19 protein-coding genes are annotated in these 23,177 nt (G+C 41.5%); 12 read left to right on the top strand and 7 right to left on the bottom strand.

Annotated elements, in window-relative coordinates; genetic code table 11:
* Together AC5590_RS09275 and AC5590_RS09270 are read right to left on the bottom strand one after the other, a co-directional pair.
* Entirely contained in the window at positions 1-1,479 is a 1,479-nt protein-coding gene (locus AC5590_RS09275; RefSeq protein ID WP_211178311.1) for an ammonium transporter, read from the bottom strand.
* A 30-nt stretch (positions 1,480-1,509) separates the two neighbouring features.
* Positions 1,510-3,684 (bottom strand): protein kinase domain-containing protein, encoded by a 2,175-nt coding sequence (locus AC5590_RS09270; protein WP_169263678.1) that lies wholly within the window; start codon positions 3,682-3,684, stop codon positions 1,510-1,512.
* A 776-nt stretch (positions 3,685-4,460) separates the two neighbouring features.
* On the opposite strand from AC5590_RS09270, the gene AC5590_RS09265 reads away from it, so the two are divergent.
* Together AC5590_RS09265 and AC5590_RS09260 are read left to right on the top strand one after the other, a co-directional pair.
* The gene (locus AC5590_RS09265; protein ID WP_248277160.1) at positions 4,461-5,420 is read left to right on the top strand and encodes a phosphodiester glycosidase family protein; all 960 of its coding nucleotides are present in this window, start codon (positions 4,461-4,463) and stop codon (positions 5,418-5,420) included.
* Between the two features lie 258 nt (positions 5,421-5,678).
* Positions 5,679-6,257 carry a hypothetical protein gene (locus AC5590_RS09260; protein ID WP_169263677.1) on the top strand — a complete coding sequence of 193 codons (579 nt, stop codon included), beginning with the start codon at positions 5,679-5,681 and terminating at the stop codon, positions 6,255-6,257.
* A 39-nt stretch (positions 6,258-6,296) separates the two neighbouring features.
* Here the strand turns inward: AC5590_RS09260 and AC5590_RS09255 are convergent, their stop codons facing one another.
* The 3 genes from AC5590_RS09255 to AC5590_RS09245 form a co-directional block, all read right to left on the bottom strand.
* Positions 6,297-8,090, bottom strand: coding sequence for an SbcC/MukB-like Walker B domain-containing protein (locus AC5590_RS09255; protein WP_169263676.1), 1,794 nt, complete (start codon positions 8,088-8,090; stop codon positions 6,297-6,299).
* A gap of 161 nt (positions 8,091-8,251) precedes the next feature.
* A complete protein-coding gene (locus tag AC5590_RS09250) occupies positions 8,252-8,683 on the bottom strand; it encodes a hypothetical protein (RefSeq protein ID WP_248277159.1) in 432 nt (143 codons plus the stop codon).
* The gene (locus AC5590_RS09245) at positions 8,680-9,699 is read right to left on the bottom strand and encodes a hypothetical protein (RefSeq protein ID WP_169263675.1); all 1,020 of its coding nucleotides are present in this window, start codon (positions 9,697-9,699) and stop codon (positions 8,680-8,682) included. Before AC5590_RS09245 ends, AC5590_RS09250 begins: the two co-directional genes overlap by 4 nt.
* A 285-nt stretch (positions 9,700-9,984) precedes the next feature.
* On the opposite strand from AC5590_RS09245, the gene AC5590_RS09240 reads away from it, so the two are divergent.
* Positions 9,985-10,374 (top strand): C6orf136 family protein, encoded by a 390-nt coding sequence (locus tag AC5590_RS09240; protein WP_169263674.1) that lies wholly within the window; start codon positions 9,985-9,987, stop codon positions 10,372-10,374.
* A 43-nt stretch (positions 10,375-10,417) separates the two neighbouring features.
* Positions 10,418-11,596, top strand: coding sequence for a TRC40/GET3/ArsA family transport-energizing ATPase (locus AC5590_RS09235; protein ID WP_169263673.1), 1,179 nt, complete (start codon positions 10,418-10,420; stop codon positions 11,594-11,596).
* Between the two features lie 65 nt (positions 11,597-11,661).
* Here AC5590_RS09235 and dnaN read toward each other — a convergent pair whose 3' ends face one another.
* Positions 11,662-12,828, bottom strand: coding sequence for a DNA polymerase III subunit beta (gene dnaN, locus AC5590_RS09230; protein WP_169263672.1), 1,167 nt, complete (start codon positions 12,826-12,828; stop codon positions 11,662-11,664).
* 99 nt (positions 12,829-12,927) lie between these two features.
* On the opposite strand from dnaN, the gene AC5590_RS09225 reads away from it, so the two are divergent.
* Complete coding sequence (locus AC5590_RS09225; protein ID WP_169263671.1) at positions 12,928-13,074, top strand: hypothetical protein; 147 nt, start codon at positions 12,928-12,930, stop codon at positions 13,072-13,074.
* Positions 13,075-13,382: 308 nt separating this feature from the next.
* Here AC5590_RS09225 and dnaA read toward each other — a convergent pair whose 3' ends face one another.
* Positions 13,383-14,765, bottom strand: a complete 1,383-nt coding sequence (dnaA, locus tag AC5590_RS09220; protein ID WP_169263670.1) for a chromosomal replication initiator protein DnaA — start codon at positions 14,763-14,765, stop codon at positions 13,383-13,385.
* A gap of 372 nt (positions 14,766-15,137) precedes the next feature.
* On the opposite strand from dnaA, the gene AC5590_RS09215 reads away from it, so the two are divergent.
* The 7 genes from AC5590_RS09215 (at position 15,138) to AC5590_RS09185 (ending at position 23,021) form a co-directional block, all read left to right on the top strand.
* Positions 15,138-16,304 carry an HhoA/HhoB/HtrA family serine endopeptidase gene (locus AC5590_RS09215; protein ID WP_169263728.1) on the top strand — a complete coding sequence of 389 codons (1,167 nt, stop codon included), beginning with the start codon at positions 15,138-15,140 and terminating at the stop codon, positions 16,302-16,304.
* 357 nt (positions 16,305-16,661) lie between these two features.
* Positions 16,662-17,195, top strand: a complete 534-nt coding sequence (gene def / locus AC5590_RS09210; RefSeq protein ID WP_169263669.1) for a peptide deformylase — start codon at positions 16,662-16,664, stop codon at positions 17,193-17,195.
* A 94-nt stretch (positions 17,196-17,289) separates the two neighbouring features.
* Positions 17,290-18,588 (top strand): HMA2 domain-containing protein, encoded by a 1,299-nt coding sequence (locus tag AC5590_RS09205; protein WP_248277158.1) that lies wholly within the window; start codon positions 17,290-17,292, stop codon positions 18,586-18,588.
* Entirely contained in the window at positions 18,548-19,543 is a 996-nt protein-coding gene (locus tag AC5590_RS09200) for an HMA2 domain-containing protein (RefSeq protein WP_169263668.1), read from the top strand. The genes AC5590_RS09205 and AC5590_RS09200 overlap by 41 nt, the downstream gene beginning before the upstream one ends.
* Before the next feature lie 131 nt (positions 19,544-19,674).
* Entirely contained in the window at positions 19,675-21,948 is a 2,274-nt protein-coding gene (locus AC5590_RS09195) for a heavy metal translocating P-type ATPase (protein ID WP_169263667.1), read from the top strand.
* Between the two features lie 67 nt (positions 21,949-22,015).
* Complete coding sequence (locus AC5590_RS09190; protein WP_169263666.1) at positions 22,016-22,324, top strand: DUF5132 domain-containing protein; 309 nt, start codon at positions 22,016-22,018, stop codon at positions 22,322-22,324.
* Positions 22,325-22,442: 118 nt separating this feature from the next.
* Positions 22,443-23,021 carry an HMA2 domain-containing protein gene (locus tag AC5590_RS09185; protein ID WP_169263665.1) on the top strand — a complete coding sequence of 193 codons (579 nt, stop codon included), beginning with the start codon at positions 22,443-22,445 and terminating at the stop codon, positions 23,019-23,021.
* The last annotated feature ends 156 nt before the right edge of the window (positions 23,022-23,177 follow it).

Below are 23,177 nucleotides of genomic sequence, written 5' to 3'. Positions count from 1 at the left end.
CTACACCTCTTTCTTCTCAAAGCCGTGGTAACCATCCATGTCATGCTCACTAATATCCAAACCATCAAGTTCCGCTTGGGGTGAAACTCGCAGACCAACTGTAGCTTGAATTGCTGACCAAGCAAGAGCGCTGAAGACAAATGTGAAAATACCCACTGAGATTATGCCAAGTAACTGAATCAATAATTGTTCTAAACCCCCACCATAGAATAATCCCGGTTTTGGACCAGGCGCAAATTGCACAGCATTATTGCGTAGTTTATCTTCTATACCGACGCTAAATAAGCCCACGGCTAGTGTCCCCCAGATACCATTGACAAGGTGAACTGAGATAGCACCTACTGGGTCATCAATTTTTAAGTTTGCGTCTATAAAAAGTACCGAGAAAAACACAAGGATTCCTGCAATCAGACCAATCCAAAACGCACTACGAACGGTCACGAAGGCAGAGGAAGCCGTAATCGATACCAAACCTGCCAAGACTCCATTGAGGATCATGGTAAGTTCAGGCTTACCAAAGCGCCACCAGGAAATCAGGGTTGCTGCAATACCACCTGTTGCACCTGCCATGTTGGTTGTGAGGAAAATATGAGCGATCGCACCAGGATCAGCTTTCAGCGTTGAGCCTGCATTAAAGCCAAACCAGCCCAACCAAAGAATAAAACTCCCCAGAGTAGCCATACTCTGATTATGCCCAGGCATAGCAATGTTGCTACCGTTTTTTAAATAGCGATAAATCGGTGCACCGTATGATTCAAGTTTGTACAAACGTGGTCCCAACAGCCAAGCTCCCACTAAAGCAGCCCAACCACCAACCGAATGAACCACAGTCGAACCGGCAAAATCGTAAAATCCTAATTTGGATAGCCAACCACCTCCCCAAATCCAGTGACCAGTAATTGGGTAACAAATCGCAATCAGTAAAAAGCTAAAGGTCAAAAATGCAATAAACTTAATCCGTTCAGCAACCGCTCCAGTGAAAATAGTTGCTGCTATGCCTGCAAAAACCAGTTCAAAGAAAAATAGAGCTGACTTAGGTACATCAGACTTGAGGGATTTAAACATCTGTTGGTCTGTCCCATCAAAAAACCAACCTTTTGTTCCAAACAATGGATTTGTGTTGTCCCCAAACATAAGCGCACAGCCAATTACCCAGAAAGCCACTGTCGCCACTGCAAATACAATGAAGTTTTGAGCTAATATATTGACGGCATTCTTGTAGCGACACAAGCCTGTTTCCAACATTGCAAAGCCAGCATTCATAAAAAACACTAAACAGCCAGTGAACAGCACCCATACCGTGTCTACACCTACTTCTAAGCTTAGAGAGGGTTTGACTGCGGATGTGGAAGTTTGGGCAACTGCGGCGTAATTCAAAATCAGCACAATTATAGCTGCCAAGGGTAAACAGATTTTCCAATTCAGTGACAGCCAGCTTTTTTTGCACTTTAATTTTTTCAGTTTTGGTTTAGACTCCAATATTCTGTCAAGTTTCACAATATATCATCCTTAATCATCGTCATAGATACGCGGCAAACCGTAGCGCTCATACAGTTCTTGATCTATCTCTCGCAGTTTGCTGACTACTTTGTTAGTTCCTCCCTTGAGTGCCTCTTGAAATTCTGGTTCTCGCCGCTCTTTTTCTTCAGCAAAAGCCTGCTGGGCTTGTTCGATAGTGCTGTCTTGCTCGATAAAATAACGAATCGCCGCTTCACCAATTGCCAATGTCGTAGACAGATGTGATTTCGTATCACCTTGTTGAACACCTAATTGTCTTAATAATTTTTCCGCTTCATTACTTTGGTCTGCGTTAGTAGCAATTTGGGCAATCATACTGACTAAGCGACGTTGTATCGACAACACTCCCTTTTGGTCACCAAAAGGAAAGCAGCCAGCAATAAATGCCAAACATGCGGCGACAAATGTATAGTCCCGAGCAACAGCTCTCTTGAGCGCGATCGCGGCGGTTGCTCCTCCAAAGCCCTGTTTACCAGCTTCGTCAGGAATACATTTATATATTTGTAGAGCGAGTTCTTCTATGTTGTAGCGTTTATCCTCGTACTCATCCCATAAAGTACAAACATGAACATACATTGAACTCAGAGTTTTGTACTCGGTGATTCTCGCCATAACGCAATCACGAATATTTGCTTCCTTTGCTTGCTGTCTGGCTGTTTTTAGTTCGGCGTCGCGAATCTGGGAGTCAAAAACGTTATAGGGTGGATTCCACTCCGAAGTGGGTTGAATTCGATCAATCTTATTTAAAACTAAAATAACTGGTAGTTCAATTCCATGTTTTCGCTTCTGCGTTGATTTGAGTTCAGTGAGAAAATCAATATCGCTAGGCACATATGCTCGCTCATCAGCTGGAATCACGAATAACAAGATATCTACTTTGTTTTGGACGACTTCGTTAATGGCTTGTTCAAAGGCTGCATGATCGCGTGAGTCACCTACACCACGTGAGTCTACGAATCTTAATTTCCACCCGTTGCGCTCATAATCGTATATTTCAGTGACTTGTGTTGTTGCTCTGGCTAAGCCAACCTCAGTAACATTCCGTCCCAGAATGGCATTAATCAGAGATGATTTGCCCGCTCCAGAACGCCCATAAAGAGCTATTTTAGGAATTCTACTTTGCTTGGCTAACCGCTGAAGTTTCTTTTTGAGAATTTTTTCGGTAAAATATTTTACCGGTGGAGGCAGTTGTGACAAACTTGAACGAATTGATGACTCTATAGCTTGCATCAATTCATCAGTTTCGCGACTAATCTTTTCTAGTCTTTGCAATATAAACCGCGTATTTTCAGGTCTGTTATTTGGAGATACAGCCATTAGGGAATCAATTAAATCTGCTAATGGCTTTGAGATTTCAGGAGCCCTATCTCGCCAAATCAACTGACCTGTTGTCAAGTCCTCAACAAATGTACTTGGAGGGTAGCCCGTTAATAAGTTGACAAAAGTTCGCCCTAGTGCATAAAAATCCGATTGCTTGACAGCTTTGCCTTCAATTTGTTCTGGAGGCGTATAACCAGATGACAATATTATCGTACCTTCAAAACCCTTGCGTATACTATTTAAGTAAGCTTTTGTGCCATATTTAACAGAGCCAAAGTCAATTAACACAAGTTGACCATCAGGTTTGAGCATAATATTAGATGGCTTAATATCCCGATGGAAAAGTTTGTTTTCATGGACTAAAGCTAGAATTTCTACAAGTTGTTGCAACCAAACTAGAGCTTGCTTTTGAGAAATTGGTTGATTTTGCTCTAACCACTGCCATAAGTTTTGCCCCTCAATTTTCTCAAGCACTAAGCAGTGCAATATCCTATAACTGTAGTCAAGCGTCAAAGTTATGGTAAAGTATCCATCCGGCTCTATTCTAGGAATTCCTGGGTGCTTGAGAGTGCTCAAGACGCTTGCTTCTCGCTGCAACATTTCGATCAACTTAGGCTCGTCTTCTTTGAGAATCTTTAGGACTTTTCGCGTCCCCCGATCATCTACCTCAAAGACTTCGCTATATTGTTCTTGGCGCAATTCGCGCAACGGTTTTACTAATCGATATCGCTCATTTACAAATAAGTTATTCCCACAGGTTTGACAACACTCCACATAATTAGGATTTTGGCGCTGTTGACACCAGGGGTTCATGCAGTAGCTCACAATATTTTTTTGTTTAGGCAAAGATTTTAACTTAGATCTAAATTATCAACCAAGTTTCGCAATACCAATTCTGGATTAAACTTTTGCTTAATCTTTGGTGATAAACAACCAAAGTGTGTAAGCCTTCCAGACAAAATTCTTAAGAAAGATTAAACTCATATTCATAGAAAATTGGTATAACTAGATATCGTATCTTAGCTTAGCCTAGTTCAGATTGCCACGTCTATATAGTGAAACAGATTTCATGTTTTCGTAAAGTTTTTTTCTGTAAGTGAGCGCTGTAACAAAGAATTTATCATGTTTGGAACTCCTCGTACTGTAAAATATTCTTGCAAGTTTCTATAAGTGTTGAGGTATAGCAGTCGCCAGGTAGATTAGGACACGAACTAATGAGAACACACGGTTACCAATAGACTTGAAAGTCTGTTAAGCGTTAAGCGTTCCCTGCTATATATAGTTTTTGCAGAATACAAGAGCGATGGGGCAAAGCCCCCGCAATCATGCGATCGCCCTTTTGGGGCGGCTCTTCCGGAGCATCGCCTCTTTCACCATGATCGCCTCTTAATCCTGATATTATAAATTGCCATGATATAGCAATCCTAAATCATTGAACAACAAGATTCCCGACTGATAAAAAAAGTTGGTAATCTAAGGATGCACGACTTATGCGCAAAGCGCAGGCACTTTCAAGCAAATCAAGTAGGATTGCTATACTTAATCGACTAAGAGTTTGCCCCTTAATTTTTGGCACCTGAAATCGATGTAAAGTTTTAATTTTTTAGAGAAATTGTTTACTTATGATGACTCAAGTTTGTCTTTTTTATAAAAAAATAAGAATTTACTTATGGATATCTATAATCTTTATCTGTTTTTTAGCAGGGTATAAATATCTTAACTTCAACGCATCAAGTGAAGCGTCTCAAACTTGTTTAGGGCAAAAGGCTAAATTCAGTCTTGCATTCTTAAAAACCAATAATCAGGGAGAAAGAGATACAAAAGGTATTAACCATGTCATTATTTTTAACCCAAAATCAGAAGCCTTAGACTTCAAAGTCAATCTGGGTTTGTCTCATCAGCTTTATGCAAAAGATAATAAAGGAAAATTTCGTCAAGAATATATACCAAAATTATTTCATGAACTCGTCAGTAACGAAAATGCCAAATTAAACGGGCAACTACCAATTGCAGGAATTAATGCGGACTACATCGATACTAATAATAAACCTCAAGGGTTAAACATTTCTCGGGGAGTGGAATATTCAGGAGATTTTAAGAATAAACGTTCTTCATTCGGTATATCAGCAGCTAAACCAAACCAGCGTCAGGTAACTCTTCAAGTAGGAAGAAGAAAGGATAATGATCTAAACTATAACTTAGTAGGAGGAAATGGTAGATTCTATCGTAACGGCAAGTTTAAAGATATTTGTCAAGATTTAGGAGAACTTGCTTGCAAACAAGCAAGAAATCGCTCTCTTGTAGCTATTACTAATAAAGGTTATGTCATTTTACTCGTCAATGATATGAAGGCAAATTCCGATATTCAAGTATCTGAACTTAATCAAGAGCTTTTACCAGATATGCTTGATGATGTTCTTGAAGGAATTGCTCGCAACAACTGTTTAGGCAAGATTCAAGAAGGAATGTTATTTGATGGAGGAATGTCTCCAGGGCTGTACTATAATAAGAACATTTATGTGGAAAACCCTGGGCCAATTGGTTCAGTATTTTTAATTTATCAGAAAGGTTTGAAGAATTAATCAGGCACCTCTGTCAAGAAATTTAAAGCAAATAGCAATTAATGAAAAGACAGCTAGGTAGGCGGTTTGAATTAAATATAAAACCTCACCCTGCCTCCAGCTTCCCTCTCCTTAATAAGGAGACGGATTGAGGGTGAGGTTTTATCTTAAGAATTAATTACGCTTACCTAGTTACCTCAAAAGAAAGACTTATGAGGAAAGCAGATAATATTGCTACCTGAAAAAGGTACGCTAGAAACTGAAGCGAAAAAAAAGACTATGACACCCTCGCAAATCGCGGATACGCTCAAAGAGTTATTTGGTGCAGCGTCTGTCAATGCTATTGCACCTGGTTCTTGGCAAGTAGAAACTCCCAAGTTTCGGCTGCTAGTTTTGCTGTCAGATGATGAAAGCGGATTACGCATTTTATTACCGATTATGCCAGTGTCCGAGGCTCTACCTTTTTTAGAACAGTTTTTAGAAGCAAACTTTGAAGAAACTCAAGAAGTACGTTATGCGTTGCAGCAAGGAGTTTTATGGGGGGTATTTCAGCACAACTGCAATAGTTTAACGCCAGAAGATTTTGGAAATGCGATCGCCCAACTGATTTCTCTGTATCAAAATGGTTTAGATAATGTCTTTAACCGGCTGATTGAAAAACGCATTCGGCAGATTGTGATAGCGGCTAAACTGCAAAATCAGTCTTTAGAAGCCACAATGCAAAACTTAGAACGCTTTTATGCAGAAGGATTGATGGGTGAACTAGATCAAACTTCACAAGCCAGAGAGGAAGTTTTAACTGTATGGCGTTATCAGTTACAGCGCCTGTGGAATGAAGTTGATTCTAATTCTGTGTAAAAATTTGAAACACTTGATTTTGACACTTAGACATAAATTTCAAAATGTCTCAACTTCTATCTTAGAACCTTCTGGAGACTTGCGAACCTTAACTTGTGTGGGCAATCGCTCTCCAAGTGCCTTAACATGAGTAATGATTCCGATCAATTTATCTTGTTGTCGTAAGGATTCCAGAATTTGGGTAACGCTTTCTAGGGTATCTGCATCCAGAGTTCCAAATCCTTCATCTAAAAACAAACTGCCTAATTCTGCACCCATCGAAAGTTTTTCTGACAATGCTAATGCCATTGACAACGAAGTAGCAAATGTTTCACCACCCGAAAGGGTTTGCACTCGCCTTGACTCACCACCATTCCAATTATCTTCAACCCAGTAATCGCCTTCTTGAAGTTTTAACGCGTATCGAGAATCAGTCAATTCCCGTAAAGCATCTGTAGCACGAGTCACTAAATCTGTTTCGAGATGTTCTAGGATGTACGCTTGAAATTCATCTGACTTGAGGTTCCGAGTCAGGGTAGTATAGGTCTGCGCTTGTTCTTTGACTTTGGATAAATCTGACTGTAGTTTCTCAGCTTGTTGTTGGTTTAATTTTGTATTATGCATCCAAATTTTTAAATTAGCGCGTTGATCTTGCGCTTGTTGGAATTCTTGGGAAGCAGTATTTTTCGCATCACGCTGAGAGTTGATAGTTAATTCATCGCTTGTGCTATAGCCCACTTGCAACTTTACTTCCTCAACTTGAGTTTCTAACTTCACTTTGGCATTATTGTAATCTGTAATTGCTTGTTGCCAACTTGCTTGCTGTGCAGACTCTGCTGATAGTTTTATAAAACTTTCTTCGGTAAAACTTGCGCCTTTGAGTGCAGCATCCCAAGTCATTTGTAACTGTTCTCTTTGAATACGCCCAGCCTCTGCATTATTAGTAGCTTCTTTGTTTTCAGTTTCACATTGAATAACCTTTTTATCTGCTGCTTGATATGATTCGGTAATTTGTTGTTCTTGTTTCTGTAGCGCGTGCTTTTCTTTTTCTAATGCTGCGTGCAACTCGGCGTAAGATTTACCGCCAGTCATTTCATGAAGTTTAATTTCAACTTCCTGTAACGATTGTTGCCAACGTTCTGTTTCTTGAGTAGCCTTTTGGTATTCTTCCGAAGCTGTATTATGGGTATTTCTAGTTGATTCTAAGGCTTGTTGAGTTTGAAGTACTAGTGCTACTGCGTCTTTGTGTTTTGTCAAAGCTTGATGATATTTGAGATCATTTTCTTGCAGTATCTTAAGCTCTTGGTTCAGTGCATCTGCTTCCCAAGAATCTGTATGCAATACACCACTAATTTGTTGTTGTAAATTAGTTAATCGAGTCTCATTGGCTACCAAATCCTGATTATACTCTAACTCTTGTTGCTTTAAATTATTCAGTGTGGTTTCTGCCTTAGTCAAATGATTTTCAGTAGCTTTTTGTGCTTGTTCTGCAGAAGCTTTCTGATGCAATAATTCCTTTGTCTCGACTAGAATAACTTCTGGCAGAGGTAGCAACTGGGGTTCTCGATATGTGCTATTACAAACTGGACAATTGTCGCCATCATGAAGAATTTGGCGCAATGCAGTAGCGTGATTGCTTTGAATTACTTTTTTGTTAGCTTCTTCTGCTTCTTGTAAGAGTTTATCTTTTTCTTGCAGTGCTATTCTTGCTTGTTCTAATTCGACAATTGCCTTTTGATAAATTTTTTCATACTTTTGTTTTTCGGAAGTCGTCTTTTCCAGCTTTTGACGGCTTTTGACAGTCTGTTCTAGTATAACTTTCCAAGTACTCAGTAAGGGTGAAACTTGTTGCAATTGCTGTAAGCGCGTACCGCCTGAAGAATACTGAGTAAGTTCTTGTTCAGCATCTTCTGCTTGCTTGGTAGCTGCTTGTAGCTTACTTTGAACATCATTTAAGACTTGTGCTGCCGAAGTTCGATTCTTTTGTCTTTGTGTCTGATTTTGTTTTACTCGTTCTAATTCTTCCTGATGTTGCTGTCACTGTTACGCATCGTTCCTGCGCTGATGCGTTTTTCCATACCATCAAAGTGTAAAGCACGTTTTAAATCTTCATCCACAGCTAGATTGACGGTGTCTCCTGGTTGTGGTGGTAAGTATTCTTCTGGCTCAATTCGTGTGACTTGAATATGGGCGGCATAAGAAATATTTACTGGTAGACTACCACTTTTAACTAAGAAAGTATCTGTGTCAAATTGCGTTCCTTCATATAATGTGCGGACATGATCCACAACACCATAAAAGTGAACAATTTCGCCACCATCAGGTCGATGAGTTTGCACTTCTATCACATCATCAAGGCGCAAAACATGACCGGGTAACACTGCAACCCAAAATTCTAGGGGAGTCGCCTCTTGAGTACCAAGAACATAACCAATGGGAGTCGTCATGGCGTAACTCCTAAAGAAGCTAAATAGTGTTGCACGCGTCGTTTAATGAGATTTGCATCGCCCATCCGCCGTCCCAATTCGCGTTCGAGTGCGCCAACAGGAGTGAGGTTTTGCGGTGCGCGGGGGTCTTTGTAAGGATGGGAAGCATATTCAGGGATGAGATAGGTGGTTTGGTCAGCTATCTTTTGGGCTGTCTCTAGAGGAATTTCGTTAGACAATTCAAGTCGCACAATGCCGTGCAAATCGTGGTAGCCTAAACTTTGGGAGTTAGTTTGGGAATTGCCGCTTTTGAGATACCAACTCCAGTGAGGTCGGTTTTGTTCTTTGATTAAGAAGATGGGCGATCGCTCTGTTGGTTTTAATTCCCACAACAAGTCTGCATGTTTTTCGCTCAAATAGTTTTTGTGCATAGTCTTCACATAGCCCACAGTAAAATTCGGCGAATTATACGGTAGTCGCCCATCGCGAATCACTAAAGTATCTGCTTGCATGGTATAATTTTGCTTTGCCAGAGTCGCCTCTGCCTTGAGCATTGCATTCTGAACCAGATTCTTGCGAATGTCAGGATTATTTTCTACGTAAGGTTCGGCTGGCTCATAGACTAATTCCGCCCCACTTCCAAAAGGACAAGGAATGTGCGTCAGTGGCGCTTTTTGGTTACCTCCAAATCCCAAAATGCGGCGGATATTGAAGTTCTCGCTCTTAGCGGTGTGGGTGCTTCTATCTACAAGTACTGCACCCACAGCGATGGTACCAAAGACTCCATAATTAATTGTATTGCCACTACCACCGACAAGGGCAGCATCAATGCGACGACGACCATCGATAAAAATTAGTCGTTGGGGCAAATCAATCTGAGGACGACGCTTACAAAACTTGCTCCAGTCGGTTTCTTCTACGGTGGCGTCAACCTCACTAGCCGATTCCGAAAGTTCTTCTATATCAATTGGGGGTTGGTAGTCACTCCCCCAAGGCTCAAGTCGAAAGTTGTTTTCTCGCCAGAAATCAAAGGACAATCTGCTTTTTGCCTCCTTTCCAGTTCAAAATTTTAGACCAGATTTTAGTCATAGATGGTTATTATTCAAGTTATTTTTTTTATTATTACATACGTGTAAATATCAGTGTCTATTTGCTTGACACATAAATTTACTGTTGCTGACATTTTGCACCTGTGGAAAGGAAGCATGAATTGGCAGAACAGTAGGAATGACTTCATGTGTTGAGCATCGATTATTCTTTATAAGATATATAAGATATTCATTCTTTAAGTTTTTTCACTTTGTCTTTTGGATTATTTCATTATGAATCTCATTGAAATTCTCAAACAAGACTATCAAAGATTTCCTGATAATCAAACATACAGCGTCTACGCTCAAGATGTTTATTTTCAAGATCCGCTCAACAAATTTCGTGGTGTTGAAAAGTACAAGCAGATGATTAAACTCATCGGTACTTGGTTTTTAAATACCAAAATGGACTTGCACAGCATGAATCGTACAGGAGACACAATCAAAACTGAGTGGACACTCAGCTGGAATACCCCCCTTCCTTGGAAGCCACGTATTTCTATCCCAGGCTGGAGTGAATTGCGTTTCAACCCTCAAGGGTTAATTGTGTCTCACATAGATTATTGGCATTGTTCGCGTTTAGATGTCCTGAAACAGCATTTATTTCCCTTAAAGAGTTCATAATGTAAATAAATGTAAACACTTCTCATCTTGGACAAAACCATCCATGCGTGTAATTCTAATGACAGGCAAAGGCGGCGTGGGAAAAACCTCCGTAGCCGCCGCCACTGGACTTCGTTGTGCAGAACTGGGTTATAGTACACTTGTTTTGAGTACAGATCCTGCTCACTCTCTGGCAGACAGTTTTGATCTAGAACTGGGACATGTACCCAAACAAATTCGCCCGAATTTGTGGGGTGCGGAACTGGATGCACTACTTGAACTAGAAGGAAACTGGGGTTCTGTAAAGCGCTACATCACTCAAGTTTTACAAGCACGGGGTTTAGATGGAGTGCAGGCGGAAGAATTAGCTATTTTACCAGGCATGGATGAGATTTTCAGCTTGGTCAGAATGAAACGCCATTACGATGAGGGTGAGTTTGACGTTTTGATTATTGACTCAGCCCCTACTGGTACAGCACTACGTCTGTTGAGTTTACCAGAAGTTGGTGGTTGGTACATGCGGCGTTTTTACAAACCTTTCCAAAACATTTCTGTTGCACTAAGACCTTTAGTTGAACCTTTTTTTAAACCAATTGCTGGTTTTTCTTTACCAGACAAAGAGGTGATGGACGCACCTTATGAATTCTATCAACAAATAGAAGCTCTGGAAAAAGTATTAACAGATAACACTCAAACCTCAGTACGGCTTGTCACCAATCCTGAAAAAATGGTGATTAAAGAATCTCTGCGCGCTCATGCTTATTTGAGCTTATATAACGTTGCAACAGATTTAGTCGTCGCAAATCGGATTATTCCCGAAGCAGTAGAAGATCCTTTTTTCCAGCGTTGGAAAGAGAATCAAAAGCAGTACCGCCACGAAATTCATGAAAACTTCCATCCGTTACCTGTCAAGGAAGTTCCACTGTATTCTGAAGAGATGTGTGGTTTGGCTGCTTTAGAACGTCTGAAGGAAACACTGTACAAAGATGAAGATCCAACTCAGGTTTATTACAAAGAAACCACAATAAGAGTTGTTCAAGAAAATAATCAATACAGTTTGGAATTGTATTTACCAGGCATTCCCAAAAATCAAGTTCAACTCAGTAAAAGTGGAGATGAATTAAACATCACTATTGGTAATCATCGCCGAAATTTAGTTTTGCCACAAGCTTTGGCCGCACTGCAACCTGGAGGGGCAAAAATGGACGGAGACTATCTCAAAATCCGTTTTGCTGCGGCGTAATAAGCTCTCTCGTCTCTCTCGTTCCTTGCCAGAGGCAAGGAACGAGAAGACTTTTGGATTCTTTTTTAATTCCTCAATTGAACAGGCATCGCTAAATAAGTCATCTTAAAACCACCAACTGGAGTGAAAATCACTGGGGTCAAGTTTCCATTTAGCTGCACGTGAATTTCAACAGATGGCAATGCTTTTAAACCTTCCATCAAATATTTAATATTAAAAGCAATATCTATATCTTCTCCTAATATCTGTGCTGACATTGATTCTCTACCATTGCCAACATCTTGAGCTTCACAGGATATAGTAATCTCCTGTTCTTCGCTATCCATGCTCACCTTAACAACATTATTCTTTTGATCTGCGAAGACAGCAATTCGTTCTAAAGCACTTAAGAATTGTCGCCTATCTAAAACCAATTCTCGCTCAAATTGTCGGGGAATGAGTAGACGATAAGCAGGATATTGTCCTTCCAGAGTACGACTTGTCAGCCTTTGATTTTGCCATTCAAAAATAACCTGACCTTGGTCAAAATACAACGCCACAGGTTCCTCTTCTGAGTGCGCGTGAGCCAGCATTCGTTCTAGTTCTCTTAATGCTCTGGCTGGTACTGTCACTTCTAAGCCAGTTTCCGTATTTGTGTCTGGACTCTCATTAGTCGTCTGTACGACAGCTAAACGATGTCCGTCAGTTGCTGCAAATTCCAGTGTGTCTTGTTGAACTGTTAAATGTACGCCGGTGAGAACTTGTTTGGTTTCATCTGCACTAGTTGCAAATAAAGAACCTCGTAATCCTTCAATTAATGCACCAGCAGGAATATGTAGTGCTGGAGTATTTTCGATAACAGGGAGTTCTGGAAACTCTTGTGCTCCCATTGCGCGTACTTGATAACGCCCGCTTTTGGGTATCAGAGTCACAATTGAGCCTTCCCCTGCTAAGGGATCATCTGTAGAAGTTGATTCATTTTCTAGAGTAATTTCACCTTCTGGAAGGCGAGTAGTGATGTCATTAAGCAGCTTGGCGGGGATCGCAATTTCTCCAGAGTGCAAGACTTCGGCGCTAAAACTAGTACGGATACCCAAACTCAGATCAAATGCCGTTAAGCTGACTTGGTTAGTTTCAGCATCCGCTTGTAGTAGTACGTTGGCAAGTACTGGATGTGTTGGGCGTGAAGGTACAGCACGGCTGGTGAGTGAGAGGTTAGTACTAAGGTCGCTTTGGGTGCAAACTAATTTCATGGTCAGACAATTTTGGATTTTAGATTTTAGATTTTAGATTTTAGATTTTGGATTGATCCCACGGACAGATCCAGGACTTGAGAATTTTGGATTAAACTATTGATTCCACGGACGAGTCCGGGAGCTTGTACCATCAAGGAATCATTCGTCAACTTTATTATTTTTAGTTATTCAGTCGTCGTACCTGTGGAAATTGTGGAAAACTTGATGCACGTCTACTTCAAAGATGCTTTAACAGGTTGCTAGCTGTGGAAAACTTGTGGAAAAATAGGGTTAGTTTTCCACAGAGTATTTATACTTAAGTACTTTTCCACAGATTTGTGGAAAGTTTTCCACAAAAAATAAAAAACTTTCCACAAAGCAATTTTATCTTAAAGATTCTTTATACTTAACTTAACACTTGAGGTAACCGTTTCTTGTGGAAAACACAATAAGTCGCTTGGTACAAATAAAGTTTACTCGTCAAGGTAGTCATTGGTCATTGATCATTAGTCATTAGTCATTGGTAATAGCTCGATTTGTTCGCGCTTTTTTACTTATTTTGTTTGTTTTTGTCAAGATGATTTGTGAGGACGGCTAGCCATGTTAATGCGATCGCTCAATTGACGCAGTGTTTTCACCAAGTTTTGATCTGTTTGTCGCAGTTGGGTAATCTTTTCACAGCTATACATAACCGTTGTATGGTCTTTTCCACCAAATTCTTCTCCTATTCTTGGTAAGCTCAGATCTGTATGTTGTCGCATAAGATACATTCCTATTTGACGCGCCCAGCTAATCTCTCGTCGCCGTGAATTCCCTTTAAGGTCTTCTATTGATACATCAAAACTCTCAACTATCACTGATAAAATTGCTTCTGGTGTGGCTTCTACCTTCTGCGTTGGTGGTTCTAAAACGGGTGCAATATTTTCTACCGTCATTGGTAAACCCCAAATAGAAATATACGCTAATGCACGAATTAATGCTCCTTCCAACTCTCGAATATTAGAAGTATAGTGAAAAGCAATATACTCAACAACTTCCCTTGGAAGACGAATATTTTCGTACTCAGCTTTTTTTTGTAAAATTGCCATTCTTGTTTCTAAATCTGGCGATTGGATATCAGCAATTAACCCCATAGAAAATCGGGAACACAGACGTTGTTGTAACCCAGGAATTTGGTTGGGAGGACGGTCAGAAGCTAAGACGACCTGCTTACCAGCTTCATGTAAAGTATTAAAAGTATGGAAAAATTCTTCTTGAGTATATTCTTTACCTTCAATAAACTGAATATCATCCACTAAAAGGACATCAGCAGCACGGTAATGCTCTCGGAAACTTTGCATACTGTCCTTACGAATCGCAGCAATGAGATCATTCGTAAATTGCTCAGTAGAGACGTAAAATATTCTTGAATCTGGACTAATTTCCCATCGATAGTGACCAATTGCCTGCATTAGGTGAGTTTTCCCTAAACCCACACCACCACACAAAAATAAAGGATTAAACTCTCTTCCAGGATATTCAGCAACTGCTAATGCAGCAGCATGAGCCATACGATTGTTAGCACCAACTACAAATCGAGAGAATACATACTTGAGATTTAATTCTGTCGTTTTTAGTCGGTTTTGAGGGAGCCCATCTGTTGGACTGGTTTGAGTTTGAAATCCCCAAGAAGCTTCTTGTTCCTTGACATCAGAAACTTCATCACCTTGATTAACAGTGATATAAATATCTACAGGATAACCAAGAATATCTTGTACAACGTTAGCAATTGTTTTTATGTAATATTTCTGTAACCAATTACGAGCAAACGGGTTAGGAGTAAAAATTACCAAGCAATTATTTTCCAATCGCTCAGCGCTCGCGGTTTTGATCCAAGTTTCAAAGGTGGGACGGGATAGCTCTAGTTGTAAGCGTTCCAGTACCTGACTCCACAGATTTTCTATGGGCATTTCCATAATTTACCACCAATGCTCGGCAATGGTCACAATAATAATGAAGATATAAGCAAGTACAAGGAAGTGCAAACAACATTCTAGATCTGAACACTTGCCGTTGAGTTGTCATCATTCTTGCTCTACCCCCTGTAGCCAAGATTTTATCACCCATAGATTCATACGGAGAAGCAAAGACAAATGAAGACCACAGACTATGACTTTCAGCCGCAAACAGAACAAGGAAAACACAGCCGCAGGGGAGAAGCTCTCTCCTCATCCTTCTCCCTCCCTGGCTCTGTGACTCCCTCCCTCCCTCACTCACCCCATCTCCCCGTTTCCGTGTTCCCAAAAACGCGTTTGTCCCAAAGGTGGTCAAGAAATGGTATTTTGCTCATGCTGCTTGGTTGTGGGACAGTGATCTCTATTGGGGGTTGTTCTATCCCTGTAAGTACGCTTAATGCTACAAAAACAGATGCTCAGGCTCAAACATCAGTCCAAAAGACAACAGATAACCCCTCCCCAAGTATTTTACCTGTTGTCTCTTCGTCCAATAATCCTAACTTCGTTGTTGGAGTCGTACAAAAAGTAGGACCCGCAGTTGTTCGTATTGATGCTGCAAGGACTGTTGTTGCTCAAGTTCCCGAGGAATTTGACGATCCAGTTATTAGGCGATTTTTTGGCTCAAAACCGCCAAGACAAAGAATCGAAAAGGGTAGCGGTTCTGGGTTCATTATTAACGCTGGCGGTCAAATCTTGACCAATTCCCATGTGGTGAACGGTGCTCAAAGCGTCACAGTAAAACTGAAAGATGGTCGCTCTTTTAAGGGACGCGTACTGGGTGAAGACCCGGTAACTGATGTTGCTGTGATTAAAATAGAAGCAAATAACCTGCCAACTGTTTCTATAGGTAACTCTGAGTCATTACAACCAGGAGAAGCGGTGATTGCGATCGGTAATCCTTTGGGTTTGGACTATACAGTTACATCTGGGATTATCAGCGCTACAGGTCGTTCTAGCAGTGACATTGGTGTTACTGATAAACGTGTTGATTACATTCAAACTGATGCTGCTATTAACCCTGGTAACTCTGGTGGACCTCTGTTAAATGCTCGCGGAGATGTGATTGCGATGAATACAGCGATCATTCGCGGCGCTCAAGGGTTAGGATTTGCCATTCCGATCAATACCGCACAGGGGATTGCTCAGCAATTAATCGCAAAAGGTAAGGTTGAACATCCTTATTTAGGTATTACAATGGCGACTTTGACTCCAGATATTAAAGAACAAGTGAATTCAAAATTCGGTATTAACTTGACAACAGATAAGGGAGTTTTATTAATTGATGTTGTACCCCGTTCTCCCGCAGCTTCTGCTGGACTAAAAACAGGAGATGTGATTCAAAGCATTAGTAACCAGCCAGTCACTAAAATAGAAGAAGTGCAAAAGATAGTCGAAAAGAGTAAAATTGGTTCTTCTTTAGAATTGGAAGTTATACGTAATGGGCAAACAACACAAATAGCTATTCAACCCGCACCTTTACCAGCTCGACGTGGAAGCTAATACCGCTAATACCGTTTCACTTTAAGCTTGATACAAATAGAGAGCACGCGAGCACAGGGAGCAGGGAGAAAGAATTAAAGACCAATTATTTTTATCAGGTCCGATTGTGAAATGGTATGAAAGGTATAAAAGCTGAATTCGCTCATTGGCTCATTCCAAACATGTCCTAGAGGGACGCACTTCACAAGAAGCTGACCTTATAAGCTTTTCGCACTCATTTGAATGGTATGTTTATTTATGCGCCCGCAGTAGCAGAATAAAAATGATAAAGTATGAATTATGAATGAAACAAATATTCCTGATTCATATTTTCTCTTTCATAAATTTTCTCGATGAGAGCTATTATTAAAAGTTATTATGGGTGAATTATTATCAATTCTTCAACTAGGCGAGCCGATACTACGTCAAAAAGGATCCTTCGTTGAAAACATCAATGATGAGCAGATTCAAAAACTAATTGACGATCTAGTAACAACAGTTGATCAAGCTAATGGTGTCGGTATTGCTGCACCTCAAGTGGCTCAATCTTCTCGTTTATTTATTGTTGCCTCTCGCCCCAATCCCAGATATCCCAACGCTCCAGAAATGGAACCAACTGCGATGATTAATCCTAAAATCATTGCCCATTCGACCGAGATAGTCAAAGGCTGGGAGGGTTGTTTGTGTGTTCCAGGGATTAGGGGGCTAGTTCCCAGATACCGAGAAATTGAAGTGGAATACACAGACCGACATGGCAAAACGCAAAAGCAGGAATTTACTGATTTTGTCGCTCGTATTTTTCAACATGAACATGACCACCTTGATGGTATCATCTTTCTGGATAGGCTGGAAAGTACTTTGGATATAATCACAGAACAGCAATATCAAAAACAACTTGTTAACAATACTTAACTATAAATCATTCTGAAGAATGAAAATTCACCTAAGAAATTAAGGTACACTTAACCTATTGTTAACCATCAGGCTTGACGCAGTAATCGGGTAAATGGCCAAAACTCTCAGTAGTAGCGAGAGAGTAAGTCCTCAGGAAAAAGAGCCTGTGGATTTATTCTCGTCTCAGCAATTAAGCGATGAATCAAGTGAAACTATTAACAAATCTGGTGCAGAGTCACTGATGCAGCCACCCATAGTTGAATTGCAAGTTGTTCATGCAACAACAGGACGCGTTAGAATCCGCGCTACTGACGGTAGTCATAACTCGATATTTGAAACAATCTCTCAACAGTTACGAAAGCAAGACGGCGTGAGGGAAGTCTTTGTCAATGAGCAAACAGGCAGTTTAGTTGTTAACTTTGATGAGAAGAAACTGCCCTTACCTCAAATGTTGGAACGACTCCAGCAATTGAACATACATCCGTTGCAAGCTTCGGCTCAGACAGGAAGTTTAAAAGACCCTTTCGCTGCATGGAAATCTCCTAATTTTTGGAAAGAGCAAGGCATTTCGTTTATTCCCTTATTTACGGGATTGGCAGTCACTGGAGGACTCGGAATCAGCGGTTTGGCATCGATTCCAGTTTACTATGTGACAGCAAATGCGACTCGTCGGGTTATAGACGAACTTCAATCAAAATCACAAACAAGTGCAGTCCCTTCTTCGCGAAAAGCAGAGAATAATAAATCTTCGACAAAACCCAATACAACTGACCAACCTTCATTATCGAAAGTGGAGCATAAATCTATTGAAGTAGCAGCACAGCCTGCAGAAATTGCTTACAGCGTAGTTCATGCGATTCCAGGACGTATCCGGTTGAATGTGCCTCGAATTGGACGCGATCGCGCCTATGCACGACGACTCGAAAGGTTACTCAAAACAGAACCCCAAGTGACAAACGTACGCGTCAGCCCGGATGCTGCATCTATTGCTATTACCTATAAATCAGAGATTCCAGTATCTCATTGGGTTGGTTTGATGCTATTGGCAGACAAAACAATTGCGCCAACAAACCCCATAAAGATAGAAGACCAAGCCCTGACACAACCAGTTGATCAGCCTAGCGAAGAACCTGCCAAATTAACTGCGCAAACTAACGCCAGAAAGAGAAAAACAAACCAAGCCCTGACACAACCAGTTGATCAGCCTAGCGAAGAACCTCCAAAATCAACAACGCTAAAACAGCAACCCATAGTAGAAACACCTGGTCTGTGGTCTGATTTTAAATCTCCAGCTTTGAATACAGCTCTATCCTTTATGGCGAACTTTCCATTAGACCCTGTTCCAGACCAAGGAATACTGGAGGACATAAATGGCTGGTTTAACAACGCAATTAGCATCCCACTCATATAGAGAATCTCAGGTCGTAGAACAACAGACTAGTTATCCAACAGCAAAAGCATATTGTGCGATCGCTTACAGTATTGTCTATGCAACTTCTGGTAGCGTAGGCTTTTGTGTCCCTCAAATATCTGTAGATCCCATATATGTGCAGCGCTTGCTGACTTTGCTTGCTTGTGATCCTCGGGTTATAAGTCACAAAGTTAACGAGAACGCAGGATCTATTGTCATAGATTACCAACCTGGAGTGCCAGATGTGCAGATGCGTCTGTGTTTGGCTAGTATCATTGAGTTTGCAGGCAAACCAGAAGAAAAGCCAGTGAGTTCATCCTCCGTACCTCAAGCAGCTGCTCGTCTGAGTGTTGCACAAGAAAAAGAGAATGGTTATGAACCTGTGGGGGCAAACGTCTTATCTAGTCCTGAACTTGTCAACAAAGAAAAAGAGAATGGTTATGAACCTGTGAAGGCTAACGTCTTATCTAGTCCTGAACTTGTCAGGATGGAAACATGTTTGGACTCTAAATTAGAGACAGCCAAAGTCTCCCCAAACTCCGAATTAAAAGAAGCAGACAAGATACCTACCTCATCAAAACAGTCGAATCATACTCCTGATAAGACTTATCACAAAGCAAAGCAACCAGCAAAAGTAGCATATAGCATTGCTCATGCCATTCCAGGACGAGTACGTTTTCGTATACCTCGAATAGCCAAAGATTCAAAATACGTCCAACGCTTGGAAGCGTTGCTTAAAGGAGATCCTCTAGTTACTGGCAAACGCGTTAATAGCGCCGCAGCCTCAATTGTCATTACCTACAAGTCTGGAATAATGCCCAATTCCAAAAAACCTTCTTTAAACCTTTTGGAACAGGTCATATCATATTTATCCACTCTGATTCAATCTGCTGCTAGCGATACTGTAGTTTCCATCAGTGAACTAGAAGAGAGTCTTGCCCACTTTTGCAATTAGGGCAGTCAAATTCAAGCCCCACCAAGTCTCAAGGCAGTTGTCTTTGAACTGCCTGAAGTACCCTGTCTTAATCTCAAAGCAGCAGATTTTTAAAACTCCAATTTGAACAAACTTTGTATTAGAGAGAAGAAATGGCAAAACTCAGTGTACAACTACCAACTTCCAGAGGTCATGCATCCCAAGTAGCTGTAGCAGCAAAAAATGGGATTTCTAGAGTTGAGAGTAATGGACACTCAAATGGACACCCAGAGGTTAAGTCTTCCGAAGTTTCATATAGTATTGTGCATAGGCTCCCGGAAAGAGTGAGGTTGCGAGTACCTCGTTTGCTTTCTGATGCAGATTATGCACAGCGCCTACAAGTGTTATTAGAAGCTGACACCCTTGTGACAAGTGTTCGTGTTAAACGTGCAGCCGCGTCACTAACAGTGACTTATAAATCCAGCAAAGTTTCAGATACTAAGATACGTTCGCATCTGGATCATTTAATTCAAGCAGCTAGTGAAGTTGTCGTTCTTAAACCCTCCCAGCCTAAACCTGCATCGGATGCAGAAGAAAAATCTTGGCCAGGAATGCAACTTTCGGGTTTGGCTACGGCTTTGGCTGTGTTGGGTGGACCGATAGGATGGTCTATTCCGCCTGTGATGGTTGCAGGAACTATCGCCCTTGCCACATTACCTGTTTTCAAACGAGCTTGGGAGGGGATCAGGGATGAGCGAAAACTGAATATTGACTTTCTAGATTTTATTGCTATTGCTATTACCACAGTCCAGGGTCAATTTCTCACACCTGCGCTGATGCTGAGTTTGATTGAAATTGGCGAGAATATACGCGATCGCACGGCTCGTTCTTCAGCTCAACAAACTTTGGATCTACTCAGTTCCCTGGGACAGTTTGTCTGGGTGGAACGCGATGGCGAAAAGGTGCAAATTCCGATCCAAGATGTACACCGAGGCGATACAGTCATAGTTTATCCGGGTGAACAAGTTCCAGTTGATGGTACTATCCTACGAGGTAAAGCGTTACTGGATGAGCAAAAACTCACTGGTGAGTCTATGCCCGTGTTGAAGAAAAAGGGACAAACCGTTTACGCCTCAACTCTCATGCGCGAGGGACGAATTTATATTTCGGCGGAACGAGTCGGTAATGATACTTGTGCTGGACAGAGCATTCGGTTAATGCAAGAAGCTCCTGTTCACGATACCCGTATGGAAAACCAGGCTCTGAATATTGCTCAAAAAGCAGTCGTACCAACATTGCTACTTGGCGGGGCAGTATTTGCCCTTACTCGTAACCCAGCACGAGCAGCCAGCATCTTCACTCTCGATTTATGCACTGGAATTCGTGTCTCAATACCAACAACTGTATTAGCCGCGCTAACATACTCAGCACGGCACGGTGTTCTGATTCGTAGCGGACGAGCACTAGAAAAACTTGCAGAAGTTGACACCATTGTGTTTGATAAAACAGGCACATTGACTAAAGGTGAAGTGGCTGTTGTTGGTGTCGAAAGTCGAAATCCTGCAACATCAACAACACGAGTCCTGGAACTTGCTGCAGCGGCTGAGCAGCGTCTGACTCACCCAGTGGCGGAGGCGATCGTCCGCTATGCTCAAGAACAAGGAGTACAAACGCTTTCCCGTACTAAGTGGGACTACCAACTTGGTCTAGGTGTTCGTGCAGACATTGACGGGGAAACTGTTTACGTGGGTAGTGAGCGCTATCTGCGTCAAGAAGGCGTTGAGATGGATCTCAATGGACATCAAAAGCAGGCAACTTCAGTCATTTATGTTGCTAGCAATGGTCAACTTCAAGGTATGATAGAGTATAGTGACGTACTCCGTTCAGAAAGCCGAGAAGTTATCACAGCGCTCTTGACAGCCGAAGGTGTGGAGGTCCACATGCTGACTGGGGATAATAAACGAACTGCTAGCGCTGTAGCCTCTCAATTGGGAATTCCTCCAACGCACACCCACGCAGAAGCTTTTCCTGAGCAGAAAGCAACTGTTGTCCGTGAGCTGCACGAACAAGGTAAGACAGTTGCATTTGTTGGTGATGGAATCAATGATTCGCCAGCATTAGCCTATGCTGATGTTTCTGTTTCCTTTGCCAATGGTTCTGAAATCGCTCGCGAGACAGCAGACGTAGTGCTAATGGAGAATGACTTGTATGGTTTGTTGGAGGCGATTGAAATTGCCCGCAATGCTAGGCAAATAATTCAGCAAAACACGACTCTGATCGCTGTTCCTAACGTAGCAGCATTAGCGATCGCAGTTTTGTTTGGTCTTAACCCCTTAGCAGCAACTGTCGTTAATAATGGCTCAACAGTTGTTGCGGGAGTTAATGGTTTGCGCCCAATTCTCAAAAACCGCAAACAAAAAGCTCTACCATCAGCTATTCGGAGATAGCTATCTTAACGATAGTACACTGAACAACTTTGTAAAAACTTTTCCCGTTCACAGGAGGAAAATAATCATGGCACCTAAAATCACCGATTTTGTTGAAGACGCTGGCGCACCTGGTATTATAGCTGGTATTGGAGCAGTACTCCTCGCACCTGTCGTCATTCCGATTGTCACAGGTATTGGTAAACCCATAGCCAAATCAATCATCAAAGGCGGACTTGTTCTTTTTGAAAAAAGCAAGGGAGCCGTTGCAGAAGTTGGCGAAAGTTGGGAGGACATGGTAGCCGAAGCAAGAGCAGAACTTGCTGAAGGAAGACAGCTACCAGCAGTTGATGTTGTGGGTTCCCCTGTTGACAATACGCTCGATAATGGTGCATAGCTTTCGATTAATTTCGTGTTCCTTGGCTGAGCCAGGGAACACCAAGGAAATTCGTAGTTCGCAATCATTTTTCTGCTCAATTGCGAATTACGAATTTCTGAATTAGGAGGATAATTACGTGTCAAAAAATGGTTATATTAATCTCACTGATATGCCAAAAGTGATTGAAGAAAGATCTATAAAAAAAGTTTTTCAACCAATATCTACGCGGGTTGTCAGTTCTACTCCAGGAAGACTGCGTTTGAGAGTTGCACACCCCCATCGTCAATCTGGGGACATGCAACGGATTGCTAATGCGCTGCAAGCAAATCCTAATATTAACCAAGTACGGACTAATATTCAAAATGGCAGTATCGTCATCAATCACGATGGTGACGATGTAAGTCGAGACAATGTTTACGCGACATTATGTGATTTAGGAATTATTTTTGGTGATGTCACATTAGGAAAATCTGAAGCCGCAGCAGAAGTATCAAATGCAGTTGTTGACTTGAATAAGCGAGTTAGACAAGCGACGAATAATGCTGTTGATTTGCGCTTGCTTTTTCCTTTGGGACTGGGTGTGTTTTCTATTCGGCAGTTGCTTACTAAGGGATTGCAATTGGAAACTATTCCTTGGTATGTGTTAGGTTGGTACGCTTTTGATAGTTTTCTTAAGTTGCACGCTACGAGCCAAGCACAGGCAAGTAAAGAGTAAAAGGTGAGGAGTCTTAAAAAAACAAGATCCCTGACTTCTTTAGGACTTACGCAAAAATAGCCAAAAAGCTTAATTTATCGAACCGCCAAGACGAGCCAGCACTGCAGGAGGGTTTCCCTCCGTAGGTGACTGGCGTCGCCAAGAGCGCCAAGAATT

This window comes from Brasilonema octagenarum UFV-OR1 (genome assembly GCF_963888615.1).
Classification (GTDB): domain Bacteria; phylum Cyanobacteriota; class Cyanobacteriia; order Cyanobacteriales; family Nostocaceae; genus Brasilonema; species Brasilonema sennae.
Note: the sequence above shows the minus strand (reverse complement) of the source record. Positions and strands in the feature narration are given on the sequence as shown.

Bases quoted from the DNA above. Each gene is read 5' to 3' on its own strand.
- AC5590_RS09260 (WP_169263677.1), top strand. From the start codon at position 5,679: ATGACACCCTCGCAAATCGCGGATACGCTCAAAGAGTTATTTGGTGCA.
- AC5590_RS09235 (WP_169263673.1), top strand. From the start codon at position 10,418: ATGCGTGTAATTCTAATGACAGGCAAAGGCGGCGTGGGAAAAACCTCC.
- AC5590_RS09205 (WP_248277158.1), top strand. From the start codon at position 17,290: ATGGCCAAAACTCTCAGTAGTAGCGAGAGAGTAAGTCCTCAGGAAAAA.
- dnaN (WP_169263672.1), bottom strand. From the start codon at position 12,828: ATGAAATTAGTTTGCACCCAAAGCGACCTTAGTACTAACCTCTCACTC.
- AC5590_RS09195 (WP_169263667.1), top strand. From the start codon at position 19,675: ATGGCAAAACTCAGTGTACAACTACCAACTTCCAGAGGTCATGCATCC.
- AC5590_RS09240 (WP_169263674.1), top strand. From the start codon at position 9,985: ATGAATCTCATTGAAATTCTCAAACAAGACTATCAAAGATTTCCTGAT.
- dnaA (WP_169263670.1), bottom strand. From the start codon at position 14,765: ATGGAAATGCCCATAGAAAATCTGTGGAGTCAGGTACTGGAACGCTTA.
- AC5590_RS09250 (WP_248277159.1), bottom strand. From the start codon at position 8,683: ATGACGACTCCCATTGGTTATGTTCTTGGTACTCAAGAGGCGACTCCC.
- AC5590_RS09200 (WP_169263668.1), top strand. From the start codon at position 18,548: ATGGCTGGTTTAACAACGCAATTAGCATCCCACTCATATAGAGAATCT.
- def (WP_169263669.1), top strand. From the start codon at position 16,662: ATGGGTGAATTATTATCAATTCTTCAACTAGGCGAGCCGATACTACGT.
- AC5590_RS09190 (WP_169263666.1), top strand. From the start codon at position 22,016: ATGGCACCTAAAATCACCGATTTTGTTGAAGACGCTGGCGCACCTGGT.
- AC5590_RS09265 (WP_248277160.1), top strand. From the start codon at position 4,461: ATGATGACTCAAGTTTGTCTTTTTTATAAAAAAATAAGAATTTACTTA.
- AC5590_RS09215 (WP_169263728.1), top strand. From the start codon at position 15,138: ATGCTGCTTGGTTGTGGGACAGTGATCTCTATTGGGGGTTGTTCTATC.